The sequence below is a fragment of the Psychrobacillus sp. FSL K6-2365 genome (genome assembly GCF_038003165.1).
In the GTDB taxonomy this organism is placed as follows: Bacteria; Bacillota; Bacilli; order Bacillales_A; family Planococcaceae; genus Psychrobacillus; species Psychrobacillus psychrodurans.
Genome location: NZ_JBBOOO010000001.1, coordinates 3,250,991 through 3,276,515, shown reverse-complemented (window position 1 = coordinate 3,276,515; position 25,525 = coordinate 3,250,991). Strand labels below are relative to the sequence as shown.

Genomic DNA, 25,525 nt, shown 5'->3' with positions numbered 1-25,525 from the left:
GATAAAGTAGGGGACTGTATACATTTAGTTGTATACAGTCTTTTCTTTATGATAAAATAGGAACAAATATTCTATTTTTGAATGGAGGGTACTTGATGGCAAGAATACGATTTCTACATGTGGCAGATTTACATTTGGATAGCCCTTTTAAAGGTATTTCCTCTATCGCTAAGAACAGATGGAAAGATATACGAGAAAGTACTTTCCAAGCATTTCAAAACATCATTAAATATGCGATTGAAAGTAAGCCAGATTTTGTTTTAATAGTCGGTGATATTTATGATGGAGAAAACCGTAGTCTTCGTGCGCAGCATTTATTTCAAAAAGGAATGGAAGCATTGGAAGCAGATAATATTCCAGTGTTTATCTGCTATGGAAACCATGATCATTTAAGTGGTAATTGGGCTCGTTTTCAATTGCCGTCAAATGTATATGTATTCGATGAGAAAGTTGAAACCAGAACTCTACAGTTAACTGATGGATTAGTACATATCACAGGGTTTAGCTATAAAGAGCGTCATATTCAGGAACCTATGCATAGCTTCTATCCTGTTGCAAAACCAGGTGAGATTCATATAGGGATGCTCCATGGTAGTGTAGAAGGTAATAATGAGCATGATGTATATGCGCCGTTTAGAAAAAATGATTTGCTAGAGAAAGGCTATCATTATTGGGCGCTAGGTCATATCCATAAGCGCCAACTTATCCATTCAGAACCACCAATTGTTTATCCTGGAAATACCCAAAGCAGGCATCGAAATGAAAAAGGAGTGAAAGGATTTTACGATGTGTCAATGCTAAACAATCAGGCAGATCTTCAATTTATTCCTTCATCTGCTTTCATTTATGAAGAGCTTTCTATTGATTGTAGCGACATGATCCACGCTAATGAATTGATCGAATTTATTCAAAATGAGTTGATAAGGTATAGTCAAATACATGGCTCTGCGATTATAGAGCTTACTTTAAATGGGATAACAGAGGATACGATTGAACTACTACAGTCAACTAATATTGCCGACTGGCTATCATTGATACAAGAGAGCCTAGAACTTGCTAACATCTTTTTAATAGTAAAGGATTTACACATAACTTCTCCAATTGAGCAGAGCACGGAATCAGCAATGCTGCTATCTGCTCTTAGTAATTGGGATACATCTGAATGGAAGCTAGCTTTAAAAGAACTTTATCAGCATACAAAAGGAAGCCGTTATCTACAGCCAATCGATCATAACTTTATCGAGGAAGTTCTAAAAGAAGCCGATTTAATAGTTTCCAAGGCTATTACAAGGGGGAATAACAATTGAAACTTGTAAAACTTCATATATATGGCTTTGGAAAACATGAGAATGTAGAAGTTGATCTGAACAATGGCATAAACGTGTTTTTTGGTGAGAATGAAGCAGGAAAGACTACCATCCAACAATTCATCTTGCATATATTTTTTGGATTTCCACAAAGGAATGCACAGTTACTTCGATATGAGCCGAAAAGTAATGCGTCCTATGGAGGTAAAATTCAAATCATAGATGATCACGGACAACCTGTAACTATTGAGAGAGTAAAGGGCAAAGCGAGTGGAGACGTTACTGTATATTATTCAGATGGTAGTCGGGGAGGAGAAAAGGAACTAGGTAGTATTCTGCACTCGTATTCCCGCACAGATTTTGAAGCTATATTCTCTTTTTCCTTACTCCAGCTACAAGGCTTTGAGAAGATGACAGAAGAAGAGTTAACGAGAACGTTGTTATCATCTGGAACGACAGGAATCGATACCTTAACTATCGTCGAGAATCAGTTTTTAAAAGATATGGGCGAGCTATTTAAGCCATCAGGTAGAAAGCCTCATATCAATCAGAAAATTGAAGAGCTTCGTGAATTAGAAACAACCTACAAGCATCAGTTAGAGGAAGTAGAAAAATATGAACCTTCTATTAAACGTCTTAACGAACTTGATACAATTATTGAGGAACTAAATCAACAAGAGTTAGAGATTTCTAAGCAGTTACAAAGATATTTGGAATGGAAACAACTGAAACCATTGAAAGAAAAAGAAACCAAATTAAACCGCGAGCTAGAATTAGTAAAGCATCAGTTTTTTCCCTCAGACGGCATCCGTAGATTTGAGTTAATAAAAGATAAATTGACTCAAAACCATATAGATATGGAGCAGTTGAAAAAAGAGTTGGATACTTTAACAATCCAGGAGGCTAACTTATCCACTCAGCAATTAGAGGAATTACTGTCCTTTCTAAATCGAGAAGCAGAATGGCATCAGCTTCGTTCCAAAAGAATACAAATAGAAGAAGAACAAAGTAAAACATTACAAAACCAAATGCAACAGCTAGCTTTGGTAGGAGTTGACTGGGAAAAAAGCTTATCACATATAGTACAAGCAGATGTTTCAATCCAACAAGAGGACAAACTAGTTACGATTCTTCAAACAGAAAAAAACTTGGAGCTCGAGCTACAGCAGGAAAAACGATTATTACAAATGAAGGAACAGGATCTTCTACAACAACAGCAAAGAGCAACAGAGTCAAAAAGAGTAAATAAAACTTCTTCGAACAAAACAGCTAATAGAATAATGTTAGGCATTATTGCTGCCATTTTCTTAATCGGGATAGTTATAGGGGTTACACAATCGAATTGGATGGTTGCTCTTACTGCAATTATTATTAGTGGAATTGTATATGTAGGCTTCAGCTTGATGATGAATTCGTTAAAACAACCAAATGATGTACAAACGTATGCCGAGTTATTAAAAAAGGAGCAGGAATCTTTACAGCAAGCCATTTCTACGTTAAAGCAAAAGGTTAATGAAATAGAACACAAGAAGCTGGATGTAACACAAAAAGTATCCGTTTTTTTAACTAGTTATCATATTAATGAACAATTATCACCAAGTCTATTGCCTGAACTTTTTAAGCGTCTACGGATGATTCAGGAGCAACAAATGCAACTAGACCAAATGGAAACAAAGCTCTATGAAGTACGTTTACAATTACAGGACCTGTACGAACAAGCACAGAGAAAAATCCATACTAAACTAGTTGAAGATATGCTATTTCACCAATTAAGAGAATCCTATTTAGAAGAAAAGAAAAAATCAGAAGACCAGGACTATAAAGAGAAAAAGATAACAGAACTCGAAAAGAGGCAGCAGGAGTTATTTTTCCAACAGCAATCATTTACCGAACAAATCCACACTTTGTATAATGAGGCTAATGCAGAAACCGAAAGCGATTATTATATGGCATATTCTATTTATGAACAAAAAGTAGAGCTAGAAAAGGAATTACATCATATTCACTTGCAGTTAGCTGGAAAACAAATAAATCTAGATGAATTTGAAAATGGATTTGAGGACGAGTGTAAGGGGAGATTACTTCATCTTCAGCAAAAAAGAAATGTCTACAATGATGAAAAAGCTACTTTATCCTATCAAACGAAGAAATTATTAGAAGATGAAGAGCAGAGTGAACAATTACAATTAATAGAACAGAAAAAAGCAGAACTACATGAACTTGTGAAAAAATGGGCTGCTCAAAAAGTAGTCGTTGAATCGATTAAACAAATGATGAGGCAGTTAAAAGAAGAGCGACTCCCAGAAGTATTAGAAAATGCACAGTATTATTTTCAACTGCTTACAAACAAATCGTATGAACAATTGATCCTATCACCAGAAGAAAGCTTTGAAGTCGTTAAAACTTCTGGACAGCGATTTAAAATTGCAGAGCTAAGCCAAGCGACAAAAGAGCAAGCGTATATATCCTTACGTGTTGCACTAGCAGTCTCTTTACAAAGTAAAGCACCCTTTCCAATAATAATGGATGATCCATTTGTACATTTCGATCGTGTCAGACTTCAACAAGTGGTACAATTAATGGCAGAGTTACAAAAAGAACACCAACTATTGTATTTTACATGTCATGACAATATGCAGTTTGTATGGGAAGATGCATTAGTCATACAAGTAGCGACATTATTACCCAGAAAGGTAGGGATTGTGAAATGAAAGGCATTACACAATTACGAGTAGGCGATCCAGTTGATCATTACTTACTTATCAAACAATCAACAAAAGGTGTAACAACCGTTGGGAAACCGTTTATGTCACTAATATTACAAGATAAGAGCGGAGATATTGAAGCAAAACTTTGGGATACGAACGACGAGCATGAAAAACTTTATGGTGCTAGTCAAATTGTTCGTGTTGGCGGGGAAATACAGGATTACCGTGGAAAGTTCCAATTGCGTGTAAAAAGTATTCGACCGGTAAAATCAGAAGAGCCCATTGCGATAAATGATTTAGTACCATCCTCTGAAAAACCAAAAGAAGAATTGATGGAGGAGCTTTTACAATACTTCTTTGAGATGAAAAATCCATTGATTCAACGTATTACAAGACATCTTATGAAAAAACATCAGACAGAGTTTATGACATTTCCAGCAGCGACAAAAAACCATCATGATTATGCTTCTGGACTAATCGATCATGTAGTATCTATGTTAAAGCTAGGTAAAGCATTGTGTGATCTATATCCAACGTTAAATAAAGACCTTCTATACGCTGGAATCATCTTACATGATATTGGTAAGGTCATAGAGCTCTCCGGCCCTGTAGCAACGACGTACACAATTGAAGGGAATTTACTTGGACATATTACGATTATGGTCAACGAAATTTCTAAAGCAGCAGAAGAGTTAGAAATAGAAGGAGAAGAAGTAATGTTGTTACAACATATGGTTCTCTCTCACCACGGTAAAGAAGAGTGGGGAAGTCCAAAACGTCCTGCACTTCGAGAAGCTGAAATGCTGCATTATATAGATAATATTGATGCAAAGATGAATATGCTTAATCGTGCATTAGATAAAACAAACCCTGGTGAATTCTCTGAGCGTTTATTTCCACTTGAAAACCGTTCCTTTTATAAGCCTACATTTGAATAAGAGTAAAAAGCGTAAAGGTATAACTGCCTTTGCGCTTTTCCTTTTTGTATGAAACTCAGGAAATAAAAAAAGTTGGTCATGACCGAAGTCACGACCAACTATTATGCTTGTCTTAATTATTTTTCATCTTCAGTTGCATCTGTTTTAGCTTCCGCATCTTTTGCAGGTGCTTCTGTGTCAGCTGCTGCTAAAAACTCATCTAATGCTGTTTTTAAATCTTTGTCTTTAATATCGATTTTAGCATCTTTCATCATTTTAGCTACTTTTGGCAACAGTGTAGTTTGGTCTGCTTTTTCTAGCTTTAATTCTTTTTCAATTTGTGCTTTTTTATCTTCATATGATTCTTCGATTGTACGTTTATCAGTTACTTCAATGATATGGTAACCAAAGCTGGATTTAATAGGTTCACTGATGACGTTTTTCTCTAAAGCAAATGCTCCCTTTAAGAAATCCTCATCCATTGGAGATGCTTTTGTAATCCAACCAAGATCTCCACCAGTCGTTTGAGCTGGCTCTTCAATGGAGTATTCCTTTGCAACTTCTGCAAAGTCTTTACCTGAGTCAATTTCAGCTTTAACTTTTTTAGCTGTTTCTTCGTCTTTCACTACAACGTGACGAACGTTAATTTCATCTTTGGTATTTTCATATTGAGCTTTAATTTCGTCTTCTTCTACTTTAACATCTTCTATTAAAGCTTTTTCTTGCAATAGGTTTAGTTCTAAGTATTTTTTGTATGAGTCTTCTGTATAGCCCTGTTGAGCGATCATCGCTTCAAAGTTTTCACCTAACTGTTTTTTATCAGCTTCTAATTGAGTGTTTACTTCATCTTTAGTAACTTCGTACTTATCTGCAAGTACTTTTTCAATCATTAGCAATTGGAACGCTTGATCACCGATAGATGATTTCATTTCCTCATACAAGTCATTCTGTGTAATATCTCCAACTTTTGATGTTGCAATTACTTCACTTTTGTCCGCTGAATCCTCGCTACAAGCTCCTAAAGCAAGAACAGATGCTGCAAGTGTTAATGTTAATACAGTTTTTTTCATGAAATTTTCTCTCCTAACTTCTTTGTGTTGCCAGTTGTTACTATAACATAAACGATATAAAAACAAAAATAGTTCCCGTTCATTTGCCTACCGATTATTAAAATTACCGCATAGGATACATGGAAAAGGAGGTGTTTTAAATGAGCGGACAATATAACGGTGGCGGATATAGCGGTGGATCTGGTTTTGCTTTGATCGTTGTTTTATTCATTTTATTGATCATTGTAGGTGCAGCGTTTATCTACTAATTTGACAAGTGAAACTAAGATCGCCTAAAAATCGATCTTGGTTTCGCTTAATTGGTAGTGTGAAAAAAAGAAATGACCCTAAATCATGCATATGATTTGGGTCCACTTTTTTTCTCTTAAACTGTATAAACTAGCTCAACATAAAAGGAAACAAGAAGAATCGTGATCAAAATATTGATCGTGCGAAAAATCTTCGGATGTTTCTCTTCCGGAATTTCTTTTGACATTACTAAAGCATATGTCATTCGGTTAATTTGTAGCAAATAAAATGCTGAGAATAGAACTAACGTGAATATAATCATGTCTAGACTCCCTTCATATACTAACTAAGCATAACAAACAATGAGGGGGATATACAAGTGTTACATATTGTTAATAGTTTGGTTCCGCTATTAAAATTTCGTACCCAGCATCTGTTTCTTCGATTAAAGCGCGCTTTGGTGATTTACTTAAATTTTTCGCATAAATTAGATCAATTAAGCAAATTCCACAATGATAAGCAAATAAAATAGTGAAATAGTGTGCAAAAATGGGAATTGTTAAAGCTCCGATAATAAGTAAGACATTAACAAATATAAATGGCGCCATTAAAATAAAAAGAAATCTACTCTTACAAATTGGTTCTATAATCCGTAAATGTAAAGTAGGGAAATATCTAAATTGTTTAATAACGATGAATTTTATTTTATCCCGATGACGAAACATTGGGATAAAGTGAAATAATTTATGAATTGGATAGAGTCCTAAAAATGCTATCACAAATATCCAAAAGTAATCATCTGATTTATGAGTGTTATTAATAATTCCTAATAAGGCATATGCAAATGAAAAAACTATTATAACTACTAAAGAGGATAGTATAAACAATCTCTCCAAACCATATTGTTTTCTCACATTAATTGTTTTCCAGCAGTGCAAGGTATGCAACTCCTATATATATAAATTTGATTTAGATACATAAGATAATCCTTTTTATACTAAAAAGCAACCTCTTTATTTGTAAATATTTATTAAACGCTTTCAAACCATAGATTATTCGCTTTTGGAACTGAATGTATCCTCGATATTTTTTAAAGATCTTTCGAAGATATCCATGAAATCATCCCCGTAAATATTGCGAATAACTGCAGTTACATCCATGAAATCAGGAAATTTCCCATATAGTTCTTTTATAGGCAGGGATCCTTCCAACACAGCATGCTGTGTCACATGGTAATTTTCGTACATCTCTTCTAAAAGTATTTTTCCTTTTTTTGTAACGTCTACATACGTATTACGTTTATCTGTATCTCTTTTAGAAAAAGAAAGTAGACCGCGTTCTTCCAATTTTTTTGAAAAGTTAAAAGCAGTCGAGACATGCATTACTCCAAACTTTGCTATATCTGAAATAGTTGCACCTTGTAGGTGATATGATATCCATAAAATATGATGCTCATTAATATTTAAGTCATAAGGTTTTATCCATGTTTGCCAATCTTTTTCTACTGCTTTCCAAAGTGCTTTAGATAGTTGAGCTATTCGCTGACTATACAGCATTGCTTCTTTCATCGTATAAAATTGATCTGCCATGTAAACCCTGCTTTCTGTATTTAATTCTTTCAAACATTATAGCAAGAAAGTATGTTAGTGAATACCAGTTTAAATAATATTATTATATTTATAATAAAAAGTACTATTAGTCACATTGAAAGTAGTTTAAAATTTCGCTATCAAGAAAAAAGAGGACATACCACTATTTGAAATTTTGAAGTATATCCTCTTTTATAAATTTCGCTTTCCATAAACCTAATGATCTATTTGTATTGGAGAATAGAATATATACAAAAAAAAGGGATGCTAGTTGGTTGTGACGGACGTCACAACCAACCAGCATCCCTAAAAATTTACTCGTTAATCGTATTAACAATAAGCCTGTCCAAAGCCCATAAAAAACGATAGAAACAGGTTTAGACCATCAGACCGCTTGCGAATTTCGTATTAAACAGTTGCTTCTTGTTTCTTTGGTAACTTTTTTTCTAGTTCTGCCATTGCTTCTTGAATAGATGAAATTTCTGCTTGAAGCTGCGTTTGTAAAGGTGCAGTTTCATTTTTCCATTGAGCAATACTAGATTTAAGGTCTTCAATTGTACTTGGAATTACTTCTTTTGAAGAATTCGTAAGGTTGTTTATCGAATTTTTCACACTTGCTAGTTGAAGCTTTATGTCTGAGAGCTTGTCCCGAAAATCGTTGGAGGAAGCCTTAAAGGAAGATCGAACTTCCATACCTGATTTTGGAGTGGTCATAAGTACAGTAGAAGCCCCAACTAGTAGACCAGTTGCAAGACCGTAAAATAATGGTGCTAGTTTCATAAAATTCACTCCTTTGCTTATATGTATTATTCCTTACCTTGTAATAATTAAAACATATTATTTTAGACAAAAAAAGCTTTCCTTCGAAAAGGAAAGCAGATAGTTTTTTATTTAAGCAGTAAGCGCAGTGTCAAAATTAGTCCGTTTAATCAAACTTCCAATAATCGGATAGATGATAAAGAATGCTATCGCATTGATAGCAATAGCCGGAAGTACTACAATAACGAATAATTCTTGGAAAATAGCACCTGCACCAAAAACAAAAATGGCAGTTGATAGGAAAACCGTACCAGATATTAGTGTTCCAATTCCTGTAAGGATTACTCCGACTGCTACCTTATTGGCTAATTTGTTTAATATTAATACAAGTCCTAGAAAAACAAATGCAGTTACAGCTTTATCTATGATATTTGGAACGAAACCTCCTGGAAAAGTAGAAAACAGTCCTGAAATAACTCCTGTTGTAATACCAAGCAAGAAAGTACTTTTTACATTAGGGAATAATAGTATCCCTATAAACATCATCGTAAGCATAAAATCTGGTTTCATCCCACCATTAATTCCTGGGATAATAATGTAAAGAACTGCTCCAACACCTACTAAAAGGGCCATTAAAACTAAATTCTTCGTATTCATTTTCTCATCTCTCCTCAGCTATTCTAAGCTCTGTTTTTTGTTTTCTTCTAACGTATCCTCATGATCGTTAGCAAGAAACTTATTTATGATTGTACGTTCTCTGGATCATAAAAGCAAGAACTACTTCTTCAATTTTTCATACAATTCTGCTGCTAAATTTTGAATGATCTCAGGGGTAAATGTTTTCTCTTTCGTAATCCAAGTTGGACGGAAGCCATCGGTTTGATCGTAGCGTGGGATAAAGTGTAAATGGAAATGGAATACGCTTTGCCCTGCAGGGGCACCGTTGTTGTTTAATAGGTTCATGCCTACTGGCCCGAAGCTTTCTTTAAGTACGCTCGCAATTTTTGGGACAACCTTGAATAAGTTGCTGGCTTCTTCTTCGGATAAATCATAGATATTTTCTTTGTGATTTTTAGGAATAATTAGCGTGTGACCCTTTGTTAGCGGCATTATATCCATAAAAGCATAAACATGGTCGTCTTCATAGATTTTTGCACTTGGGATAGAACCATCGATTATTTTACAAAAAATACATTCACTCATCATATACCCTCCAAATTCATCGTTATGAAAAGTTTAACATATAATAGGACAGGCTGTTGGATCATAGAAGATTTTTTGAAATTATTTTGGTAAACTTATAAATAAGAAGTGAGGTGCTAGAAATGACTGTATTAGAGGTCAAAGATGTAACAGGGGGCTATACTAGAAAGCCTGTTTTACATGATTTAAACTTTTCGATTGAAAAGGGAGAACTAGTAGGATTAATCGGGTTGAATGGTGCAGGTAAAAGTACGACCATCAAACATATTATCGGTACAATGAACGCGTTGAAGGGTGAGATACTTCTAAATGGTAAAACATTAAAAGAGGATCCAGCACAATACCGTACATCCTTTTCCTATATTCCCGAAACACCAGTCCTATATGATGAGTTGACCTTAAAGGAACATCTGGAACTAACAGCTATGGCATACAATTTAGATGAATCTGTTTTTGAAGCGAGAAAAGAGGCTCTTTTAAAAGAATTTCGTATGGAAAAAAGGTTGAATTGGTTTCCAGCTCACTTTTCTAAAGGAATGAGACAAAAGGTGATGATAATGTGTGCGTTCCTTGTGAATCCAGCGTTATTCATTATCGATGAACCATTTGTAGGGCTCGATCCTTTAGGTATCCAATCATTACTGGATCAAATGAAGTCAAGAAAAGATGAGGGAGCATCGGTATTAATGTCCACTCATATATTAACTACTGCGGAAAGATACTGCGATCGTATTCTTCTATTGCATAACGGGAAAATTCGTGCACAAGGGACAATGGATGATCTACGGGCGGCATTTCAAATGCCTGATGCGACACTGGATGATCTTTATATCGAAATGACGAAGGAACAGCAAAATGAACAATTTGCGTGAAGTATGGAGTAAACGTTTTTTATTTTATATAAATGAACTGCAAAAATACTTGAAGTATATTATTTCTGGGCATATTGCAATTGTTATTGTATTCGTAATAGGTGCTGCAGGGTATACGTATAGTGAATGGTTAAATACAGCTCCAAAGGATTTTCCCGCCTTTTTAGTTGTTTCCTTCATAGTCAGTATTTTAATAGCGTTAAGTACGCCAGTTACGTTGATGAAAAAAGCGGATAGTGTTTACTTTCTTCCATTAGAAATTAAACTAGGCGAATATTTGAAACATGCTCTAACTTGGACTTTCTTTTCTTCTATTGTTGTTCCGTTAGCAGCGTTAGTAGTTTCGATACCATTATTAACAAGAGTAGCGGGTTCCACATCAGGCGAAATTTTGTACTTCTTCGGTGCAATCCTTATATGGAAGTATTGGAGTATACAAACTGAGTTCCAATATCGGTGGGCATCCAATGGAAAAAATGTTTGGGTAGATTATTTCATGCGAATGTTTTTACTCTTTGCAGGATTGTATTTCTTGCTAAGCGGTAGTTATCTATTTTTACTTGCAGTCGTTATTATTCAAGTGCTGTATTTAATAGCTTGGAAGAGGAAAAAAGCAGAAGTGCCATTTCCTTTTGATCATTTCATTGAAGTGGAGCAGGCACGTATGATGCGTTTTTATCGTTTCGCAAATTATTTTACGGATGTTCCGCATATCCAAGGTATGACGAAACGAAGAAAATGGCTTGATATTCTATACAAACTTGCACCTTATGAACAAAAAAATACACAATTTTATTTGGTTTTGCGTACGTTTATCCGTACGAATGATTATTTTTATCTGTGGATTCGTCTTACAGCGCTAGCTATTGTTGGAGCAATTTTCATACCTTTTCCAATAGTTGCGATTATTTTTACTAGTGCACTTTCATTTGCTACAGTAATACAGCTACGTCAGTCTTTATCATCAGGGTACGAGTTCCGTATGGATCTGTTGTTCCCTATCAATGAAGGAGCTCGGACAAAAGCAATTAACCGCTTAATCCGAATTATCCAATTGATTCAGGCTATCCTTGTACTGGTCGTAATCTTAGTACAAGCTGGGGTTATAATGGATTTAATTCTTATTCCGATCATGATGATAATTGTTTCTGAATTGACTTTACGGGTTAGTAAAATATAAGCAATACGTGTTTTGGACTGACTTGCATACTGGAAGACAATAGAGAGGTGGATCGTGACTTTGAATCACGAACCGCCTCTTGTTCTGCTTCTATCAAAATAACCACTATTTTACTTTGAGAATAGTTGGCGAACTCACTGCTAGCTTGACGGATGAGGCAAATAGTAATATGGATCAAGTGAGTGATATTGTTGCCTTGCCGCATATAGATGATAGCGGAGTACAGAAGGGAGTCATTAGTTCTAAGAGAAAAAGTGATGATACTTTAACTCAACTTTTGACAAGTAAGCCAATTCAATATGAAGTGGTCAACAAAGTAGAAGAGGAATTCGATGATAGTGGTTTCCGCGAGCTCGATGGGTACTTTGAAGGTACAAACTTGCATTTGTTGATTATCTAAAACCGAATACAATTGTCAAAAAAGCAGTTATTTATGCTTGACTAAAATGAACCATGCTTTAACAGAGCTTTCTTTTACTGCGATTACTTCCAGTGTGAGCATGGCTAGTGCCGCAAAAAATTTAGAAGGATTTACTTATACCTTTGTCGAATGAAGGAAATTAGTGAGGAACAGGCAAGTAAGGTTATGTTCATGAAGAATGGAAGGATGATTGTATGAAAGTTATAAAATTGATAATGGTACTCGTGACTGTGATGTTGCTTACGGGATGCAGTAAGAAAGAAGACTTTACTGTCATTTCGCAATCTGATGTAGTTGGTAATAGTGATGTGTCTATTAAGGAAGTAAAATACGAAACTGATAAGATGTACACAAATTTTCCAGGTTTTAACGAAGCAGACTTAGAAAATGGCATGTATATGTTTAATACAAGTGATGGTGTCACGTATATATTATTTCATTCAGATGGGGTCCATTACTCTGATATATCGTTTAGTATCGAAGATAAGATTTTGCAAATAAAATACCAATCCGAAGTTGAAGAGGGCTTTGGTACGAATGTTATGTTTTTAGTAAAAAAGAAGGATGAAAATGCTTATGATACGATTGATTTACAAAACAATGGAGGGTCTGACCATTTTAATATGTCCTATTCATAATTGTTGGGTGCTAGGCACTCAAATCAGACACTCAAATAATTCATCTAGTTAAGACTACAACTAACAGTTCATAAAAAGTTTTATGGGAAGATAATATAAATTGTTTATTCGTGAATATTAAGATACTTATGAATAGGTTGGGTTCGATGTAGAACGCTATCATTTCTGAACACAGCTTACTTTGATAACGTGTTAAATAAAAAGGCTATGTTAAACGAAAGGGTTAATTTATCGTAAAATTCTATACCCTACATTTGGTTTAATGATTTTCACCTAAACTGGATATTTATGTTAAAATTAGGGTGGGTTTATGAAGAGATTAGCTGAAGGAGCGGTAAATCAGCATTCGTTAAAAAGGAGGGATTTTTTGAAAGATATAGAGTTGGAATATAAGGTAGTTGGTAGTGGGAAGTCTATTCTTATCCTAGAAACAGGGATAGGTGGTTCTTTTTATAATTGGTATCCTTTTATTCAAGAAATCCAAGAAGACTTTACGATTGTTATGTACCATAGGGCTGGATATGGAAATAGTCCAGTTTCAAAAGAACTTCGAACAACTAAAAATATTGCTGAAGAACTTTATGAACTTATAGATAGAATAGGTATCACTGAAAAATTTGTTCTAATTGGTCATTCTTTTGGAGGCTTATGTGTACAGCAGTTCTCAAAAATGTACTCTCACAAAATAAAGGGAGTGATCCTTATAGATTCTACATCATATAATTTTAACAAGTTATACAATCTTGATATACCTGTAATGAATTCCTTAATTTCAATAGATAAGATGGTAGAAAATAATATGGAGAACTCTAACAAATCAAAAGAGGAACTGAATATTAAATTCAAGAATATGATTGTTGAGTACGAAAATACTTTACCTTATAGCGAAGCAAAAGATTATGAGGAATTGATAACAAATCCCCTCTTCTTCAAGACAATTGCCAAAGAATTTGAAAACTGGGGAATTAGTAGCGAAAATATATTAGAACTGGGTGATTTTCCTAACATTCCACTAATAGTAATCACAAGAGATAAAGCAGTATCAGTAAAGGCTTTTGTTGAACATGACATACCTGTGGAAGAAGCAATTTTATATGAAGATACTTGGCGTGAGTTGCAGATAGAATTATCTCATTCGTCTAAGAAAGGCGAGTTAGTTATTGCTGAAGGAAGTGATCATGACATTCACATAGACAGACCTGATATTATAATTCAGTGTTTAAAAAGATTTTTATAACAATGAACTTCGTTCACTTTATTTTGTTGTTAACTTTTTAATAAAGCACTTCGTTAGTTAAATAAAGACCACAACAAAATTTTATTTTATATATTCAAATATTCTAATGTCTACCTCATCTATACATCCAACCTGTTCCTTTAAATTTTCACTCCAAGCAACCTTATCGTACCTAATAATGAGAATCTTCACAATTATAATTATAATGTTTCTATCAAAGTAATCTTCTCGCTAGGTTATGAAGAGAGAAGAAAAGTATTTTCCCTATGTTCCATAAAAAATCCTTATTCAATTAAACTGTTGCGTTAGTTCAATAAGAAAAAAAGGCTTTACTCCTTCTTGAAGTAAAGCACACCGTTAGTTTAAGAAGAAAAATTTTTGATTCGATTCAATAATCAATAGAAATTGCTATTTCAACTAAGTTTTCGGGAGTAACTTTATCTAAAACTTGCTTATTGATGCTTAGCATATACTGCCAATTTTCACTTTCAAAAACAAGCACGTTAAAGCCTGAAATAGTCATATAAGTGGCTTTATTCCCATTATTTAATTCAAAGGTTTTTAACACAGACTTCTCTCGTTTAGGAATACCGTACTTAATAGGTCGAACATCAATTTTATAATGATTTTCAGATGATAAATCACTGATAAATTCTACTTCAAATGAGTCATTGGTGTCGCCCTCTAAATCATTAAATCTCCCGAAATGATGAGTGAAGCTTATCGGGGGAACTCTAAGTGGCAGCTTTAGTCTTTGTTTAAAATGTTGTTCAAAATCCTTAGATGCTTCTTCCACAGTCTTATATCCGATTTCAGGATATATTACTTCATAAGGATTGGGCTTATTGTTTGCAGTTGCAAAGACGGTCAATAAAAATAACAAACAAAATGAAAGTAGGAATAGGGAAATAGTTCTGGTCATTTTTCTTCACCTCAATGTATCATTAGGTGTATTGTTTCCAGATTAATGAAAATTATTTAATTGACATTTCTTATTGAAGTAAAGGACCTGTTACCTATCACACAAACTGGGGCTGTGGGTAAAAATTACACTGACCATTTTTTAAGCATGGCATTTGGCTTCTTTGACAATGAACTATTTAATGATTATGCTGAAGCGGTCGCACTTGGTGTATCGTAAGATGATTATCTTGGAGATTTCTTTGACCATACAGATTTAGATTACCTCCATGGAGGTTGTATCTTTATTCCTGTTTTTGGCTTTAGGAAATTTCTTATCAAGTGATATTCCTTATGAATCACCGCTTTATATTTTTTGTACTATCATAGTTATTTTGCTTTCAATTTTAATCTCCACTCTATTTTATATAGCAGACTTATTAAAGGAAAAAAGTTATACTGTTACATAGAATTTTTTTATTGATGTACAGAGCAATTAGTGTAAAAGTCGAAAGTACCAGGTTCGTATTGAAATCCGAATTGTTTGGAAACCTGACATTTACACGCAAGAGAGGGAGCTTTAATTAGCTTCCTCTTCTTGTGTGGATTGATAAGTGGAGATATACGGTGCGCTTGTGAATAGATTTTGCTTATCCGCAACCATACTAAAGTCTAGGTTGACTGATTTTTCCCATACTTCGTAGCTGCTTGGTCCAGACCATTCCGACAAAATGATATATGTATCGGATTTGATAGGTTTAAGAACTCTAAGAGCGATAAACCCAGGGTCATTTTGAGCGGTTGGACTTAAATTTGTATATTTATATTCAAATATGGATTTCCCTTCGTCTGAAAGGGGTATATTGTGAAGGACGAAGTAACCTTTATGAGAGAACTGACCAGCAGACTCTAGAATTTCGTATTTTCTTGGCACTTGAAAAATGGTCTTGCTAGATGTTTCGTGGATAAGGACGGAGTTACCAGTCCCATGTAATAAGAAGAGCTCTTCTTTCTGGTATTTCTTTTTTATGGATTGCATAAACTCCGGTGTACCGGATGTCATATATAAATTCATTTGGATACCTCCCCTTTTCTTTTTACTATATCATTCCCATAATAGCTCTTTAAGAAACATATTACCTACCTAACTACACTGAAACAGGACAATTTTATGACAAATACACTATATGGCTATACTTTAGAAATAAGAACGTCTATAGTTGAAACGTATAGAAAATAGTACGTTTATATAATGAGAGGCAGGTTCCTTTAATGACTAAATTTAACGATACACTCCTTCGCGCAGCACGAGGAGAGCAAGTAGATCACACGCCAGTTTGGTTTATGAGGCAAGCTGGAAGATCACAACCTGAATATAGAAAAATAAAAGAAAAATACTCTTTAGAACAAATTACGCATGAACCTGAATTATGTGCTTATGTTACACGTTTACCAGTAGAAAATTATAACGTTGATGCAGCAATTCTGTATAAAGATATAGTAACACCGCTTGTTGGAATAGGCGTTGATGTAAAGATTAAAAATGGAGTTGGGCCAGTAATTTCAAATCCGATTCGTACAGTTCAAGATGTAGCAAATCTAGGTGATTTATCACCCGAAGATGATGTGCCATTTGTTTTGGATACGATAAAATTATTGACGACAGAGCAGCTGAATGTTCCATTAATCGGATTTGCAGGGGCACCATTCACTCTTGCTAGCTATATGATTGAGGGGGGACCTTCTAAAAGCTACAACAAAACGAAAGCATTCATGGTTTCTGAACCACAGGCTTGGTTTGCACTGATGGACAAGCTTGCTGATATGATTATCGTATACATCAAAGCGCAGGTTAAAGCTGGTGCGAAGGCTATTCAAATATTTGATTCGTGGGTTGGAGCGTTAAATGTAGCGGATTACCGTATTTTCATCAAACCAGTAATGACACGTATTTTCACGGAGCTTCGTGAAACAGGCGTTCCGCTTATTACATTCGGTGTTGGAGCTAGCCACTTAGCAATGGAATGGCATGATCTTCCTGTTGATGTGGTTGGGATTGACTGGCGTTTATCAATAGAAGAAGCTCGTGCAAAAGGATTAACGAAGCCGTTGATGGGGAACTTAGATCCATCCTATCTTATTGGTGATTGGGCAGAGATTGAGAAGCGTGCGAAAATTATCGTTGAGCAGGGTGTGGCACAGCCGGGGCATATCTTTAACCTTGGTCATGGTGTGTTCCCAGAGGTAGATCCCGATACACTAAAACGTTTAACTTCATTTGTACATGACTATAGTAAAGAACTAATAGCAGCAAAATCAAACTAAATTTTTATGAGGTGAATATGATGAAAAAAACAATGGGATTATTAGTTATGGCTTACGGAACCCCATATTCAGAAGCGGATATTGAACGATATTATACACATATCAGACATGGTCGTAAACCAAGTGATGAGCAGCTAGCCGATTTAACTGGTCGTTACGAAGCAATAGGTGGGATTTCACCGCTTGCTAAAATTACTGAAAGCCAAGCAAGAGGATTATGCGACCGTTTAAATGAATTACAAGATGAAATTGAATTCAAGTTATATATAGGTTTAAAGCATATCGAACCTTTCTTAGAAGATGCAGTTGCAGAAATGCATAAAGATGGTATTACAGAAGCGGTATCTATGGTATTAGCACCACACTTCTCTACTTTCTCTATTAAATCATATAATGGTCGTATTAAAGAAGAAGCAGAAAAGCTTGGTAACCTAAAAATAACTTCTATCGAAAGCTGGTACGATGAACCGAAATTCATTCAATACTGGAGTGATAAAGTAAGTGCAGCATTCGCAGAAATGACAGAGGAGCAACGCGAAAAAGCATGCTTAATCGTGTCTGCACACTCACTTCCAGAAAAGATTAAAGAGCTAGGTGATCCATATCCAGACCAATTGCAAGAAACAGCTGACTTAATTGCTGGGGCAGCAGGTGTGAAAAACTACGCAGTGGGCTGGCAAAGTGCTGGACAAACTCCAGAGCCTTGGATTGGTCCAGACGTACAAGATTTAACTCGTGAATTACACGAAGAAAAAGGATATACAACATTTGTTTATACTCCAGTAGGATTCGTAGCAGAGCATTTAGAGGTTCTTTACGATAATGACTATGAATGTAAAGTAGTATGTGATGATATCGGAGCGACATATGTACGTCCTGAAATGCCAAATGCGCAGGCACAATTCATCGACGCTATGGCTGATGTTGTTTTGAAACACTTAAAATAATATAATAAAGTCAATTTCATATTGAAGTAATTAGTAGTAAAATCCGAGCACAGTTGATTTCCGCTTCAGGCGGACGTTTCCGTGGATACGGCTTCAATCTCCTCGTCACTGCGTTCCTGCGGGGCTTTCAGCTCGTACTGCTCCCACTGGAGTCGCCGCCTTGCGCTTCAATCAACGAGATCCACCTTAAATAAACGGGTAATATTAAAAAAAATTGTACTTTATGATGAAATAAGTAATCATTAAATAAATTGACTCAATACTAGTTAGGTTAAATGTCTTAAACATCTTTCGGTGTTTAGGACATTTTTTTAATAATCTTGTGGCAAATGCTGTCAGTCGTACCCCTGGAACTGTAAGAAAAAGATTAAGAAGCTTTTTTTTCTGATAACTAGCGAAAAAACACTTTCATATTCGTAAAGAAAGTTTAGGAAGGACAATTTTGGGATCTCTAGCACTACTCTATAGAATAGATGTTATCTAATTTTATGTCTGATACTCTGTTACTAATTCTAACTATAGAGTACTACTCTTACAATGATTGAAGAGAAAGGTGGCGACTCCAGCGGGAAATGCGTTAGGTGAAGACCCGCAGCGAAGCGAGGAGGCTGAGGCAACGCCCGCGGAAAGCGTCCACCTGAAAACGGAAATCAGCACGCACTTACGTTTGTCTAGTGAAGCTATATTCGCTTTGTCAAACTCTAACTCAGTTTGGTGAAACTCAAAAAATTGAAATCTATTTCAAACTTTTTTCACATGTTCTAGTTATAATGGAAGAAATGGGGGTGGATAGGTGAAGAAGTTATATATACTTTTGTTACTTTGCATTATTGGAGGTTGTTCAGAGGCAAGCTTTCCAGCCATCCCCTCAGATACTGATTTTGTCGCTAGCTTGAATACTCTAGGTGGAAGCATTGATTTTATATCCAAAGAGGCTGAAATACTGGAAACTTGGGAGCTAGAGGAGGCTTATACTGGTTTTACATTAGTGACAGATGATTTACTTCTAGTTTATGGATATGGCGTTGAGAAAGCAGCGCTAATTGAATTGTCTACAGGTAAACAGATTGCTTCGATTACTGTAGGTGAGGGTACTACCTACGCGTATGTATATGAAGAAAAAATTTATATAGCAAATGGCCAGAGTAATACAGTTTCTCTCTACAATACCAAAGGAAAAAAACTACAGACTAGTTTCACTGGTAATTATCCAATGGCGATGATTTCTGATGGAAGTAATATTTTTGTTGTTAACTTTAAAGATGAGTTTCTATCTGTACTGACTATGGATTTGGAGCAAGTGGATGAATGGATGATTCCGACCTCTTCTCATGGCCTTTTTTTACAGGACAATGAGCTTTGGCTAGGTGGTCATGGTGCAGGAAGTAGTCCCAATCGCACCATTAAGAGGATTAACATAAAAACCGGTGAGCTTATTGGCGAAATTGAAGCTCCATTAATGCCTATCAATATGGCAAGAGCACCAAATAGGCACATTTTCAGTGTAAGTCATGGAAGTAGCATGGTATATGAAATATCAGAAACCGGTGAAGTTCTAAACTCCATGAAAGTTGGAGCAAACCCGTTTTGGATAAGTTCATTTGGAGATAATATGGTGCTTGCTGGCTATGATGATCATCAATTATATTTTATCCAATCTAATGAAATTATAAAGGAAATACAGGTCGGGAAAGGCCCATTCCAATTAATAGTAAGGGAGGTTAAATGATGCCGACAATATTAGTCGTAGATGATGAACGGGAAATGCGTAAGCTAGTTGAACTTCATCTACATGAAGCTGGTCATCATGTACTCCATGCAGATAATGGCGAAGTCGCAATAGAAATAGTGCAAACCTCTCAAGTGGATCTAATACTCCTAGATGTGATGATGCCGGGCATGAGTGGCTTTGAAGTTTGTAAGGAGATACGTATATTTTCCTCCGTACCGATTATCTTTCTAACAGCATTAGATGCTAAAACAGACTTAGTCAAAGGGTTGAAGCTTGGAGGGGATGATTATGTCATTAAACCTTTCACTGCTATCGAATTAATGGCTCGTATAAATGCTATATTTCGTAGGGCAGGTATTTATACTAAAACTGATCAATATAAAGCAGGTATTATTGAACATGATCTAATAGGTAGACAAATTTCAGTTAATCATGCAAAAATTCAACTAACATTAAAGGAATACGAACTCCTCTATATTTTTATGAAGCATGAAGGAAAAGTTTTTTCTAGGGAGCAGCTATTAGAACGAATTTGGGGACTAGATTATGAAGGCGGAACTCGTACTGTTGATACACATATTAAGACACTGCGGCTAAAGCTAGGAGAACAAGCAGCTAAATATATTGAGACTGTGTGGGGTATTGGATATCGCTTTGAGGTTTTGGAATGAAAAAGTTATCCGTAAAAATTTGGATGCTACTTCTTTTATTCATAGCAATCACGATAGTGTTCTTAGTAATATTCACTAATTTTCTATATGAGGAGCTTTATGTCGAGGATAAGGAAACTTCGATGGTGGAGATTGCAGAAAACTTGCAAAAAACGTATAAGGGTGGAGCGGTTACAAATGAGTTCATCAAACAGACAGAAGACTTCAATCGTTTTTCTGACGTAGAGGTTTTTACAGTTCGGAATCCTCGGGAACTTAGCGCTTGCTTGCCATTTGATGTAGACTATGAGACCTTAATTGGACATGAGGAACGTGCCCAGCTGATTGAAGGCGAGGCGGTTATTAAGCGAGGCTATGAGAAGAGGTTTAATAGAGAAGTTGTATCCGTTATTTATCCATTAGTTGATGAAAATAGGCTAGAAGGAATTATTTATGTATATGTACCATTAACGAAAATGACCGAAATGGCTTCGAAGGATGTAATTTTTTTATTGATAACAGTATCTTTTCTTCTACTTATAATGGCATGGGCCAGTTTGAAGACATTGCAAAAAGTGCTTGTTCCGTTAGATAAGCTTAAATTAGCAGCCAATGAAATGACAGCAGGAAAATACGAGACGCGAGTTGACATAAAATCCTCTGATGAAATTGGAGAACTCGCCAAAACCTTTAACCTAATGGCAACGTCTATTCAAGAAGAGGACGATAAAAAAAGAGATTTCTTATCTATTGTCTCTCATGAGCTACGGACTCCTATTAGTTATATAAAAGGGTATGGGGAAGCATTTGAACAGGAGCTCGTTCCAGAGGAAAAGAATAAAGAGATTTACACACTTATTGTGCAAGAGGCAAATCGAATGCAGAAACTGACAAATGATTTACTTACTTTAGCACGTTCTGAACAGCATCAAGAAATGGACATAACACCATTAGTATTATCAGAGGTTGTACGCGAGGTATTGCAACTCGTAAAAACATTGGCAGACAAGAAGCAAATCTCTTTTACTGTTACAATAGATGAGGAAACAATTCTAAGAGCAGATGAGCAAATGACTAAACAAATATTGATCAATATTTTAGAAAATGCTATTCATTATTCCCCTGTTTCATCCACCATCGAGATAGGAAATGAAATGACAATGAGCGAAACAACAATTTTTATAAAAGATCAAGGCTGTGGAATTGCACAAGAGCATTTGGCGCATATTACCGAAAGATTTTATCGTGTGAATAAGGCCAGAAGTCGTATAGATGGGGGAACTGGACTTGGCTTATCCATTGCCTCTCAACTTATCGAAATGCAAAAAGGAAAGCTAGTATTCACAAGTCAAGTAGAAAAAGGAACAACTGTTTATATAACATTACCAACTTGGGGGGATTCATTTTTATGAAGAAAACATTAGCAGTTCTTGTATTTGCAACTATGACACTGGTGGGTTGTGGAGATAAAGAAGCAACTGAAGGGGCATCATCAAGTCATAATGAAGGTACATTAGAAGAAGTAGTAGTAGACATTCAAACGGCTAAAACACTATCTGTAGAAGATGTTGTATTATCTGCAAAAGTAAGCCAATCGGATGAAGCAGTAGATGATGCTACTGTTGAATTTGAGGTATGGGAATCAGGTTTGCGTGAGGAAGGTCATATGGTAGAGGGAAATTTAACCGAGGATGGCGTGTATGAAGCGAATTACTCATTTGATCATGATGGAGTCTATTATATGTTTGCCCATACAAATGCAAGGGGACTTCATGTTATGCCGAAGCAGGAACTGATTGTTGGAGAACCGGATATGAGTAAAGTAATTCCGGATGAAAGTGATGATTCAATGAGTCATATGAATCATGAATAAAAGGCTTGCCAAAGAAATAAGATGAGTGTATTATAATGACTAGATGACCGAAATGGTTTTCTAGTCATTTTTTTTATAGGAGTTGAATAAGAATGGATCGTAGGCAGGAAATATTAGAGGCTGCGACAAAATCTTTTTCTCTTTTTGGCTATAAAGCTACTACGATGGAGCAAATAGCTAAAATAGCGAATGTTGGTAAAGGGACAATCTACACTTTTTTTGAAAATAAAGAAGTCCTTTTTCAAGAAATTGTCCTTCGTATTATTACAGAGATGAAACAAGAAGCGACAAAAGTGATTAAAGAAGATGCTTCTTTCCAAGAAAATGCGTATGCAGCCTTGATGAAAATGCTAGAATTCCGGGATACTCATCAATTGTTTGCTAAAATTATTGCGGAAGAACAGGAATGGAGAACGCCAGCGGTAAAGCAGGTGAAGGCGCAAATAGAGCAAGCCATTGTTTCTTTTATCAAACAGAAGATTGATAAGTATATGGATCTAGGAGAAGTTCGCCAGGTAAATAGTGAACTAGTTGCATATTTACTCTTAAAAGGGTATTTGGCGTTTGTTAACGACTGGAATTTAACTCACGAAAAACCTTTAACAGAACAGGAAATTACAGACTTTTTTCAAGACACTATTTTCCAGAGTCTCATTATTTGAGACTAATTTTTTGGAATGAAATGACTGATTGAACGAATTGGTCATACAGTATTAGGAGGAGTATTAATGATTAAATCAGAATGGAAAAGTATATTTACAAATAGGAAGCTACTCATTCCTATAATTGCAGTTTTGTTTATACCTGTAATGTATGCAGGAATGTTCCTATGGGCATTTTGGGATCCCTATGCAAATTTAAGTGATCTACCGGTAGCAGTAGTAAATGCCGATGAGGGTGCTGAGTATAACGATACTAGTTTAACTTTAGGGGATGACCTATCAGAGAAGTTAAAAGAAAGTGGACAGTTCAAGTTTGTTTCAGTTTCAAAGGAAGAAGCAGATAAAGGATTAGTAAATGAGGATTATTATTTATTAATTGAAATTCCAGAAAACTTTTCTCAACATGCAACAACATTATTAGACGAAGAACCTCAAAAAATGGTCATTACGTATAAAGCTAATGAAGGATATAACTTCTTATCCTCTCAAATAGGGGAAACCGCAATGGACCGAATTCGTGCGGAAGTAAATAAGCAAGTTTCAGCAACTTATGCGGAACAATTATTTGATTCTATTACGAAATTAGGTGACGGATTTGCTGAGGCATCGGATGGAGCAGGCGCATTAAAAGATGGAGCAGTAGAAATAAATACTGGCGCATCTGATTTAAAAGGCTACTTAGAACAGTTGGCAAGTAGTACAGTCGAACTTCGAGATGGCACTAGTACAGTTGTGGATGGTATTCAGAAAGCCGCAACTGGTTCAACCGATCTAAATAGTGGTTTATCCACACTTACAGATGGAACAAAACAATTAGCAGACGGTGTCAATCAAACTGCTACAGGTGCAGAACAATTGAACAGTGGGATTCAAACGTATACAAGTGGAGTAGCTAAACTTAATGAAAGCTATCAATTGCTAAGTGAAAAAGAAAAAGAATTAATAAACTCCTTAGCTACATTACAATCAAGTAGTGTAACTATAAATAATAGTGCAAATCAGTTATCCGAAGGTTCTACTCAGGTAACTGCTGGAATTCAAGCATTATCACAACAATTAAATCAATTATCAGCGTCATTACCAGCTGAACAGGCAGCACAACTAACAGAAACGATGAAACAGCTAGAAACTGGTAGTTCTTCAGTATCATCAGGTTTAGAAAAGCTGGCTAATGGTACAGCAGCCCTATCAAAAGGAACTACTCAAGTAAGTAGTGGAGCAGGACAGATTAGTGAGGGCTATAAACAAGCACAGCAGGGAATATCGCAATTGAATAATTCTTCAGGTGCATTAAAAGAAGGTTCAGCAAGCTTAGCAACAGGAACTAGTACTCTAGCTTCTAAGATGAACGAATTAGCAACAGGTGTGCAACAAGCATATGTAGGCTCCAACAATTTAGTAGCTGGTCTAAACGAATTAGCGGCTGGCTCAAGTCAGTTAAAAACAGGTACAGGAACATTAGCAGATAAATCTGGAGAGTTAGCAGATGGTTCATCTAAACTAACAGAAGGAACGGAACAATTAGCAGAAGGAACGGAAACTTTACAATCCAGCTTAATGGATGCTAGTGAGCAATCAAAAGAGGTTTCAGCAAATGATTCAACCTATGACATGGTAGCGTCACCAGTTGACGTGGAAGTTGAAGGAGTGAACGAAGTACCGAACTATGGTACAGGATTTACACCCTACTTCTTATCACTTGGATTATTTGTAGGTGCATTACTTATATCTATTGTATTTCCATTTGTCCAGTCGGCGATTAAGCCTACAGGCGGTGCATCTTGGTTTATGAGTAAGGTATCGGTATTAGGGATAGTTGGGATTATTCAATCTCTAGTAGTTGTAGCTATTGCTTTGTTTGCCTTGAAATTAGAGACACAAAGTGTAGGATTATTTATATTATCAACAATCATTACAAGTTTTACTTATCTAGCAATAGTCCAATTACTTGTAACGGTACTTGGTGATCCAGGTCGCTTTGTTGCAATTGTTATATTAATACTTCAATTGACAACTAGTGCTGGTACGTTCCCATTGGAACTAATACCACAGCCATTGCAAATCTTTAATAAGTTCTTACCGATGACTTATTCAGTGCAAAGCTTTAAAGCTTCCATTTCGACTGGAGACATAAGCAACTTCTGGTCAACTAACGGCGTGTTATTAGGATTTATGTTTGTGTGTCTTGCTCTAACTTTGGGGTATTTCATGCTAGTGTTCAAAAAACGTCACTCTAAAGAAACAGTTGAAGCATAATAATTTGAAGACGCTGGGACAGAACCCAAAAACAGCATTTTTCTCTGTGAG

The 25,525-nt window shown here is 35.6% G+C and carries 27 protein-coding genes; 18 read left to right on the top strand and 9 right to left on the bottom strand.

Going from position 1 to position 25,525, the window contains the following annotated elements:
• Nucleotides 1-95 precede the first annotated feature (95 nt).
• The 3 genes from MKY29_RS16430 to yhaM are packed head-to-tail and all read left to right on the top strand — an operon-like array spanning nt 96 to nt 4,953.
• Nucleotides 96-1,307: a metallophosphoesterase family protein gene (locus MKY29_RS16430; protein ID WP_340880315.1), complete on the top strand. Its 1,212-nt coding sequence runs from the start codon at nt 96-98 to the stop codon at nt 1,305-1,307.
• A complete protein-coding gene (locus tag MKY29_RS16425; RefSeq protein ID WP_340880314.1) occupies nt 1,304-4,018 on the top strand; it encodes an ATP-binding protein in 2,715 nt (904 codons plus the stop codon). The genes MKY29_RS16430 and MKY29_RS16425 overlap by 4 nt, the downstream gene beginning before the upstream one ends.
• On the top strand, nt 4,015-4,953 hold the full coding sequence (gene yhaM, locus MKY29_RS16420; RefSeq protein WP_090570168.1) for a 3'-5' exoribonuclease YhaM: 939 nt from the start codon (nt 4,015-4,017) through the stop codon (nt 4,951-4,953). Before MKY29_RS16425 ends, yhaM begins: the two co-directional genes overlap by 4 nt.
• A 116-nt stretch (nt 4,954-5,069) precedes the next feature.
• On the opposite strand, the gene MKY29_RS16415 is transcribed toward yhaM, so the two are convergent.
• A complete protein-coding gene (locus tag MKY29_RS16415) occupies nt 5,070-6,002 on the bottom strand; it encodes a peptidylprolyl isomerase (RefSeq protein WP_093496581.1) in 933 nt (310 codons plus the stop codon).
• A gap of 140 nt (nt 6,003-6,142) precedes the next feature.
• Between MKY29_RS16415 and MKY29_RS16410 the strand changes: the two genes are divergently transcribed.
• Entirely contained in the window at nt 6,143-6,250 is a 108-nt protein-coding gene (locus MKY29_RS16410; RefSeq protein WP_093496580.1) for a YjcZ family sporulation protein, read from the top strand.
• Between the two features lie 116 nt (nt 6,251-6,366).
• Here the strand turns inward: MKY29_RS16410 and MKY29_RS16405 are convergent, their stop codons facing one another.
• The 6 genes from MKY29_RS16405 to MKY29_RS16380 form a co-directional block, all read right to left on the bottom strand.
• On the bottom strand, nt 6,367-6,552 hold the full coding sequence (locus tag MKY29_RS16405) for a hypothetical protein (RefSeq protein ID WP_093496579.1): 186 nt from the start codon (nt 6,550-6,552) through the stop codon (nt 6,367-6,369).
• Nucleotides 6,553-6,622: 70 nt separating this feature from the next.
• Nucleotides 6,623-7,168: a DUF3267 domain-containing protein gene (locus MKY29_RS16400; RefSeq protein WP_241598958.1), complete on the bottom strand. Its 546-nt coding sequence runs from the start codon at nt 7,166-7,168 to the stop codon at nt 6,623-6,625.
• A gap of 114 nt (nt 7,169-7,282) precedes the next feature.
• A complete protein-coding gene (locus tag MKY29_RS16395; RefSeq protein ID WP_090570154.1) occupies nt 7,283-7,819 on the bottom strand; it encodes an HTH-type transcriptional regulator Hpr in 537 nt (178 codons plus the stop codon).
• Nucleotides 7,820-8,227: 408 nt separating this feature from the next.
• Nucleotides 8,228-8,599: a YtxH domain-containing protein gene (locus MKY29_RS16390; protein WP_090570151.1), complete on the bottom strand. Its 372-nt coding sequence runs from the start codon at nt 8,597-8,599 to the stop codon at nt 8,228-8,230.
• A 111-nt stretch (nt 8,600-8,710) separates the two neighbouring features.
• Nucleotides 8,711-9,235 (bottom strand): tryptophan transporter, encoded by a 525-nt coding sequence (locus MKY29_RS16385; protein WP_090570147.1) that lies wholly within the window; start codon nt 9,233-9,235, stop codon nt 8,711-8,713.
• A 120-nt stretch (nt 9,236-9,355) separates the two neighbouring features.
• A complete protein-coding gene (locus tag MKY29_RS16380) occupies nt 9,356-9,781 on the bottom strand; it encodes an HIT family protein (RefSeq protein WP_093496576.1) in 426 nt (141 codons plus the stop codon).
• 122 nt (nt 9,782-9,903) lie between these two features.
• On the opposite strand from MKY29_RS16380, the gene MKY29_RS16375 reads away from it, so the two are divergent.
• The 5 genes from MKY29_RS16375 to MKY29_RS16355 all read left to right on the top strand — a co-directional run bounded on the left by MKY29_RS16375 (nt 9,904) and on the right by MKY29_RS16355 (nt 14,129).
• Nucleotides 9,904-10,653 (top strand): ABC transporter ATP-binding protein, encoded by a 750-nt coding sequence (locus MKY29_RS16375; protein WP_093496575.1) that lies wholly within the window; start codon nt 9,904-9,906, stop codon nt 10,651-10,653.
• A complete protein-coding gene (locus MKY29_RS16370) occupies nt 10,637-11,833 on the top strand; it encodes an ABC transporter permease (protein WP_340880313.1) in 1,197 nt (398 codons plus the stop codon). The genes MKY29_RS16375 and MKY29_RS16370 overlap by 17 nt, the downstream gene beginning before the upstream one ends.
• A gap of 79 nt (nt 11,834-11,912) precedes the next feature.
• Nucleotides 11,913-12,233, top strand: a complete 321-nt coding sequence (locus tag MKY29_RS16365) for a T7SS effector LXG polymorphic toxin (protein ID WP_340880312.1) — start codon at nt 11,913-11,915, stop codon at nt 12,231-12,233.
• Nucleotides 12,234-12,448: 215 nt separating this feature from the next.
• The gene (locus MKY29_RS16360) at nt 12,449-12,892 is read left to right on the top strand and encodes a hypothetical protein (protein ID WP_340880311.1); all 444 of its coding nucleotides are present in this window, start codon (nt 12,449-12,451) and stop codon (nt 12,890-12,892) included.
• A gap of 310 nt (nt 12,893-13,202) precedes the next feature.
• The gene (locus tag MKY29_RS16355; RefSeq protein WP_340880310.1) at nt 13,203-14,129 is read left to right on the top strand and encodes an alpha/beta fold hydrolase; all 927 of its coding nucleotides are present in this window, start codon (nt 13,203-13,205) and stop codon (nt 14,127-14,129) included.
• Nucleotides 14,130-14,517: 388 nt separating this feature from the next.
• Here the strand turns inward: MKY29_RS16355 and MKY29_RS16350 are convergent, their stop codons facing one another.
• Nucleotides 14,518-15,051 (bottom strand): hypothetical protein, encoded by a 534-nt coding sequence (locus tag MKY29_RS16350; protein ID WP_340880309.1) that lies wholly within the window; start codon nt 15,049-15,051, stop codon nt 14,518-14,520.
• A gap of 60 nt (nt 15,052-15,111) precedes the next feature.
• Here MKY29_RS16350 and MKY29_RS16345 point away from each other — a divergent pair, with 60 nt between their 5' ends.
• Entirely contained in the window at nt 15,112-15,270 is a 159-nt protein-coding gene (locus MKY29_RS16345; protein WP_340880308.1) for a hypothetical protein, read from the top strand.
• 339 nt (nt 15,271-15,609) lie between these two features.
• Here the strand turns inward: MKY29_RS16345 and MKY29_RS16340 are convergent, their stop codons facing one another.
• The gene (locus MKY29_RS16340) at nt 15,610-16,104 is read right to left on the bottom strand and encodes an antibiotic biosynthesis monooxygenase family protein (RefSeq protein WP_093496573.1); all 495 of its coding nucleotides are present in this window, start codon (nt 16,102-16,104) and stop codon (nt 15,610-15,612) included.
• Nucleotides 16,105-16,301: 197 nt separating this feature from the next.
• On the opposite strand from MKY29_RS16340, the gene hemE reads away from it, so the two are divergent.
• The 8 genes from hemE (at nt 16,302) to MKY29_RS16300 (ending at nt 25,474) form a co-directional block, all read left to right on the top strand.
• Nucleotides 16,302-17,354 (top strand): uroporphyrinogen decarboxylase, encoded by a 1,053-nt coding sequence (gene hemE / locus MKY29_RS16335; RefSeq protein ID WP_090570133.1) that lies wholly within the window; start codon nt 16,302-16,304, stop codon nt 17,352-17,354.
• A 17-nt stretch (nt 17,355-17,371) separates the two neighbouring features.
• Nucleotides 17,372-18,301 (top strand): ferrochelatase, encoded by a 930-nt coding sequence (gene hemH / locus MKY29_RS16330; RefSeq protein ID WP_093496572.1) that lies wholly within the window; start codon nt 17,372-17,374, stop codon nt 18,299-18,301.
• A 793-nt stretch (nt 18,302-19,094) separates the two neighbouring features.
• Nucleotides 19,095-20,030, top strand: coding sequence for a YncE family protein (locus MKY29_RS16325; protein ID WP_340880307.1), 936 nt, complete (start codon nt 19,095-19,097; stop codon nt 20,028-20,030).
• Entirely contained in the window at nt 20,030-20,704 is a 675-nt protein-coding gene (locus tag MKY29_RS16320; RefSeq protein ID WP_340880306.1) for a response regulator transcription factor, read from the top strand. The genes MKY29_RS16325 and MKY29_RS16320 overlap by 1 nt, the downstream gene beginning before the upstream one ends.
• The gene (locus MKY29_RS16315) at nt 20,701-22,095 is read left to right on the top strand and encodes a sensor histidine kinase (protein WP_340880305.1); all 1,395 of its coding nucleotides are present in this window, start codon (nt 20,701-20,703) and stop codon (nt 22,093-22,095) included. Before MKY29_RS16320 ends, MKY29_RS16315 begins: the two co-directional genes overlap by 4 nt.
• Complete coding sequence (locus tag MKY29_RS16310; protein ID WP_093496569.1) at nt 22,092-22,556, top strand: FixH family protein; 465 nt, start codon at nt 22,092-22,094, stop codon at nt 22,554-22,556. The genes MKY29_RS16315 and MKY29_RS16310 overlap by 4 nt, the downstream gene beginning before the upstream one ends.
• A gap of 92 nt (nt 22,557-22,648) precedes the next feature.
• Nucleotides 22,649-23,218 carry a TetR/AcrR family transcriptional regulator gene (locus MKY29_RS16305; RefSeq protein WP_241598970.1) on the top strand — a complete coding sequence of 190 codons (570 nt, stop codon included), beginning with the start codon at nt 22,649-22,651 and terminating at the stop codon, nt 23,216-23,218.
• A 66-nt stretch (nt 23,219-23,284) separates the two neighbouring features.
• A complete protein-coding gene (locus tag MKY29_RS16300; RefSeq protein WP_340880304.1) occupies nt 23,285-25,474 on the top strand; it encodes a YhgE/Pip domain-containing protein in 2,190 nt (729 codons plus the stop codon).
• The last annotated feature ends 51 nt before the right edge of the window (nt 25,475-25,525 follow it).

Excerpts from the sequence above, each read along its gene's own strand:
- MKY29_RS16430 (WP_340880315.1), top strand. The coding sequence starts at position 96 with ATGGCAAGAATACGATTTCTACATGTGGCAGATTTACATTTGGATAGC.
- yhaM (WP_090570168.1), top strand. The coding sequence starts at position 4,015 with ATGAAAGGCATTACACAATTACGAGTAGGCGATCCAGTTGATCATTAC.
- MKY29_RS16415 (WP_093496581.1), bottom strand. The coding sequence starts at position 6,002 with ATGAAAAAAACTGTATTAACATTAACACTTGCAGCATCTGTTCTTGCT.
- MKY29_RS16410 (WP_093496580.1), top strand. The coding sequence starts at position 6,143 with ATGAGCGGACAATATAACGGTGGCGGATATAGCGGTGGATCTGGTTTT.
- MKY29_RS16405 (WP_093496579.1), bottom strand. The coding sequence starts at position 6,552 with ATGATTATATTCACGTTAGTTCTATTCTCAGCATTTTATTTGCTACAA.
- MKY29_RS16395 (WP_090570154.1), bottom strand. The coding sequence starts at position 7,819 with ATGGCAGATCAATTTTATACGATGAAAGAAGCAATGCTGTATAGTCAG.
- MKY29_RS16390 (WP_090570151.1), bottom strand. The coding sequence starts at position 8,599 with ATGAAACTAGCACCATTATTTTACGGTCTTGCAACTGGTCTACTAGTT.
- MKY29_RS16385 (WP_090570147.1), bottom strand. The coding sequence starts at position 9,235 with ATGAATACGAAGAATTTAGTTTTAATGGCCCTTTTAGTAGGTGTTGGA.
- MKY29_RS16380 (WP_093496576.1), bottom strand. The coding sequence starts at position 9,781 with ATGAGTGAATGTATTTTTTGTAAAATAATCGATGGTTCTATCCCAAGT.
- MKY29_RS16375 (WP_093496575.1), top strand. The coding sequence starts at position 9,904 with ATGACTGTATTAGAGGTCAAAGATGTAACAGGGGGCTATACTAGAAAG.
- MKY29_RS16370 (WP_340880313.1), top strand. The coding sequence starts at position 10,637 with ATGAACAATTTGCGTGAAGTATGGAGTAAACGTTTTTTATTTTATATA.
- MKY29_RS16360 (WP_340880311.1), top strand. The coding sequence starts at position 12,449 with ATGAAAGTTATAAAATTGATAATGGTACTCGTGACTGTGATGTTGCTT.
- MKY29_RS16355 (WP_340880310.1), top strand. The coding sequence starts at position 13,203 with ATGAAGAGATTAGCTGAAGGAGCGGTAAATCAGCATTCGTTAAAAAGG.
- MKY29_RS16350 (WP_340880309.1), bottom strand. The coding sequence starts at position 15,051 with ATGACCAGAACTATTTCCCTATTCCTACTTTCATTTTGTTTGTTATTT.
- MKY29_RS16340 (WP_093496573.1), bottom strand. The coding sequence starts at position 16,104 with ATGAATTTATATATGACATCCGGTACACCGGAGTTTATGCAATCCATA.
- hemE (WP_090570133.1), top strand. The coding sequence starts at position 16,302 with ATGACTAAATTTAACGATACACTCCTTCGCGCAGCACGAGGAGAGCAA.
- hemH (WP_093496572.1), top strand. The coding sequence starts at position 17,372 with ATGATGAAAAAAACAATGGGATTATTAGTTATGGCTTACGGAACCCCA.
- MKY29_RS16320 (WP_340880306.1), top strand. The coding sequence starts at position 20,030 with ATGCCGACAATATTAGTCGTAGATGATGAACGGGAAATGCGTAAGCTA.
- MKY29_RS16315 (WP_340880305.1), top strand. The coding sequence starts at position 20,701 with ATGAAAAAGTTATCCGTAAAAATTTGGATGCTACTTCTTTTATTCATA.
- MKY29_RS16310 (WP_093496569.1), top strand. The coding sequence starts at position 22,092 with ATGAAGAAAACATTAGCAGTTCTTGTATTTGCAACTATGACACTGGTG.
- MKY29_RS16305 (WP_241598970.1), top strand. The coding sequence starts at position 22,649 with ATGGATCGTAGGCAGGAAATATTAGAGGCTGCGACAAAATCTTTTTCT.
- MKY29_RS16300 (WP_340880304.1), top strand. The coding sequence starts at position 23,285 with ATGATTAAATCAGAATGGAAAAGTATATTTACAAATAGGAAGCTACTC.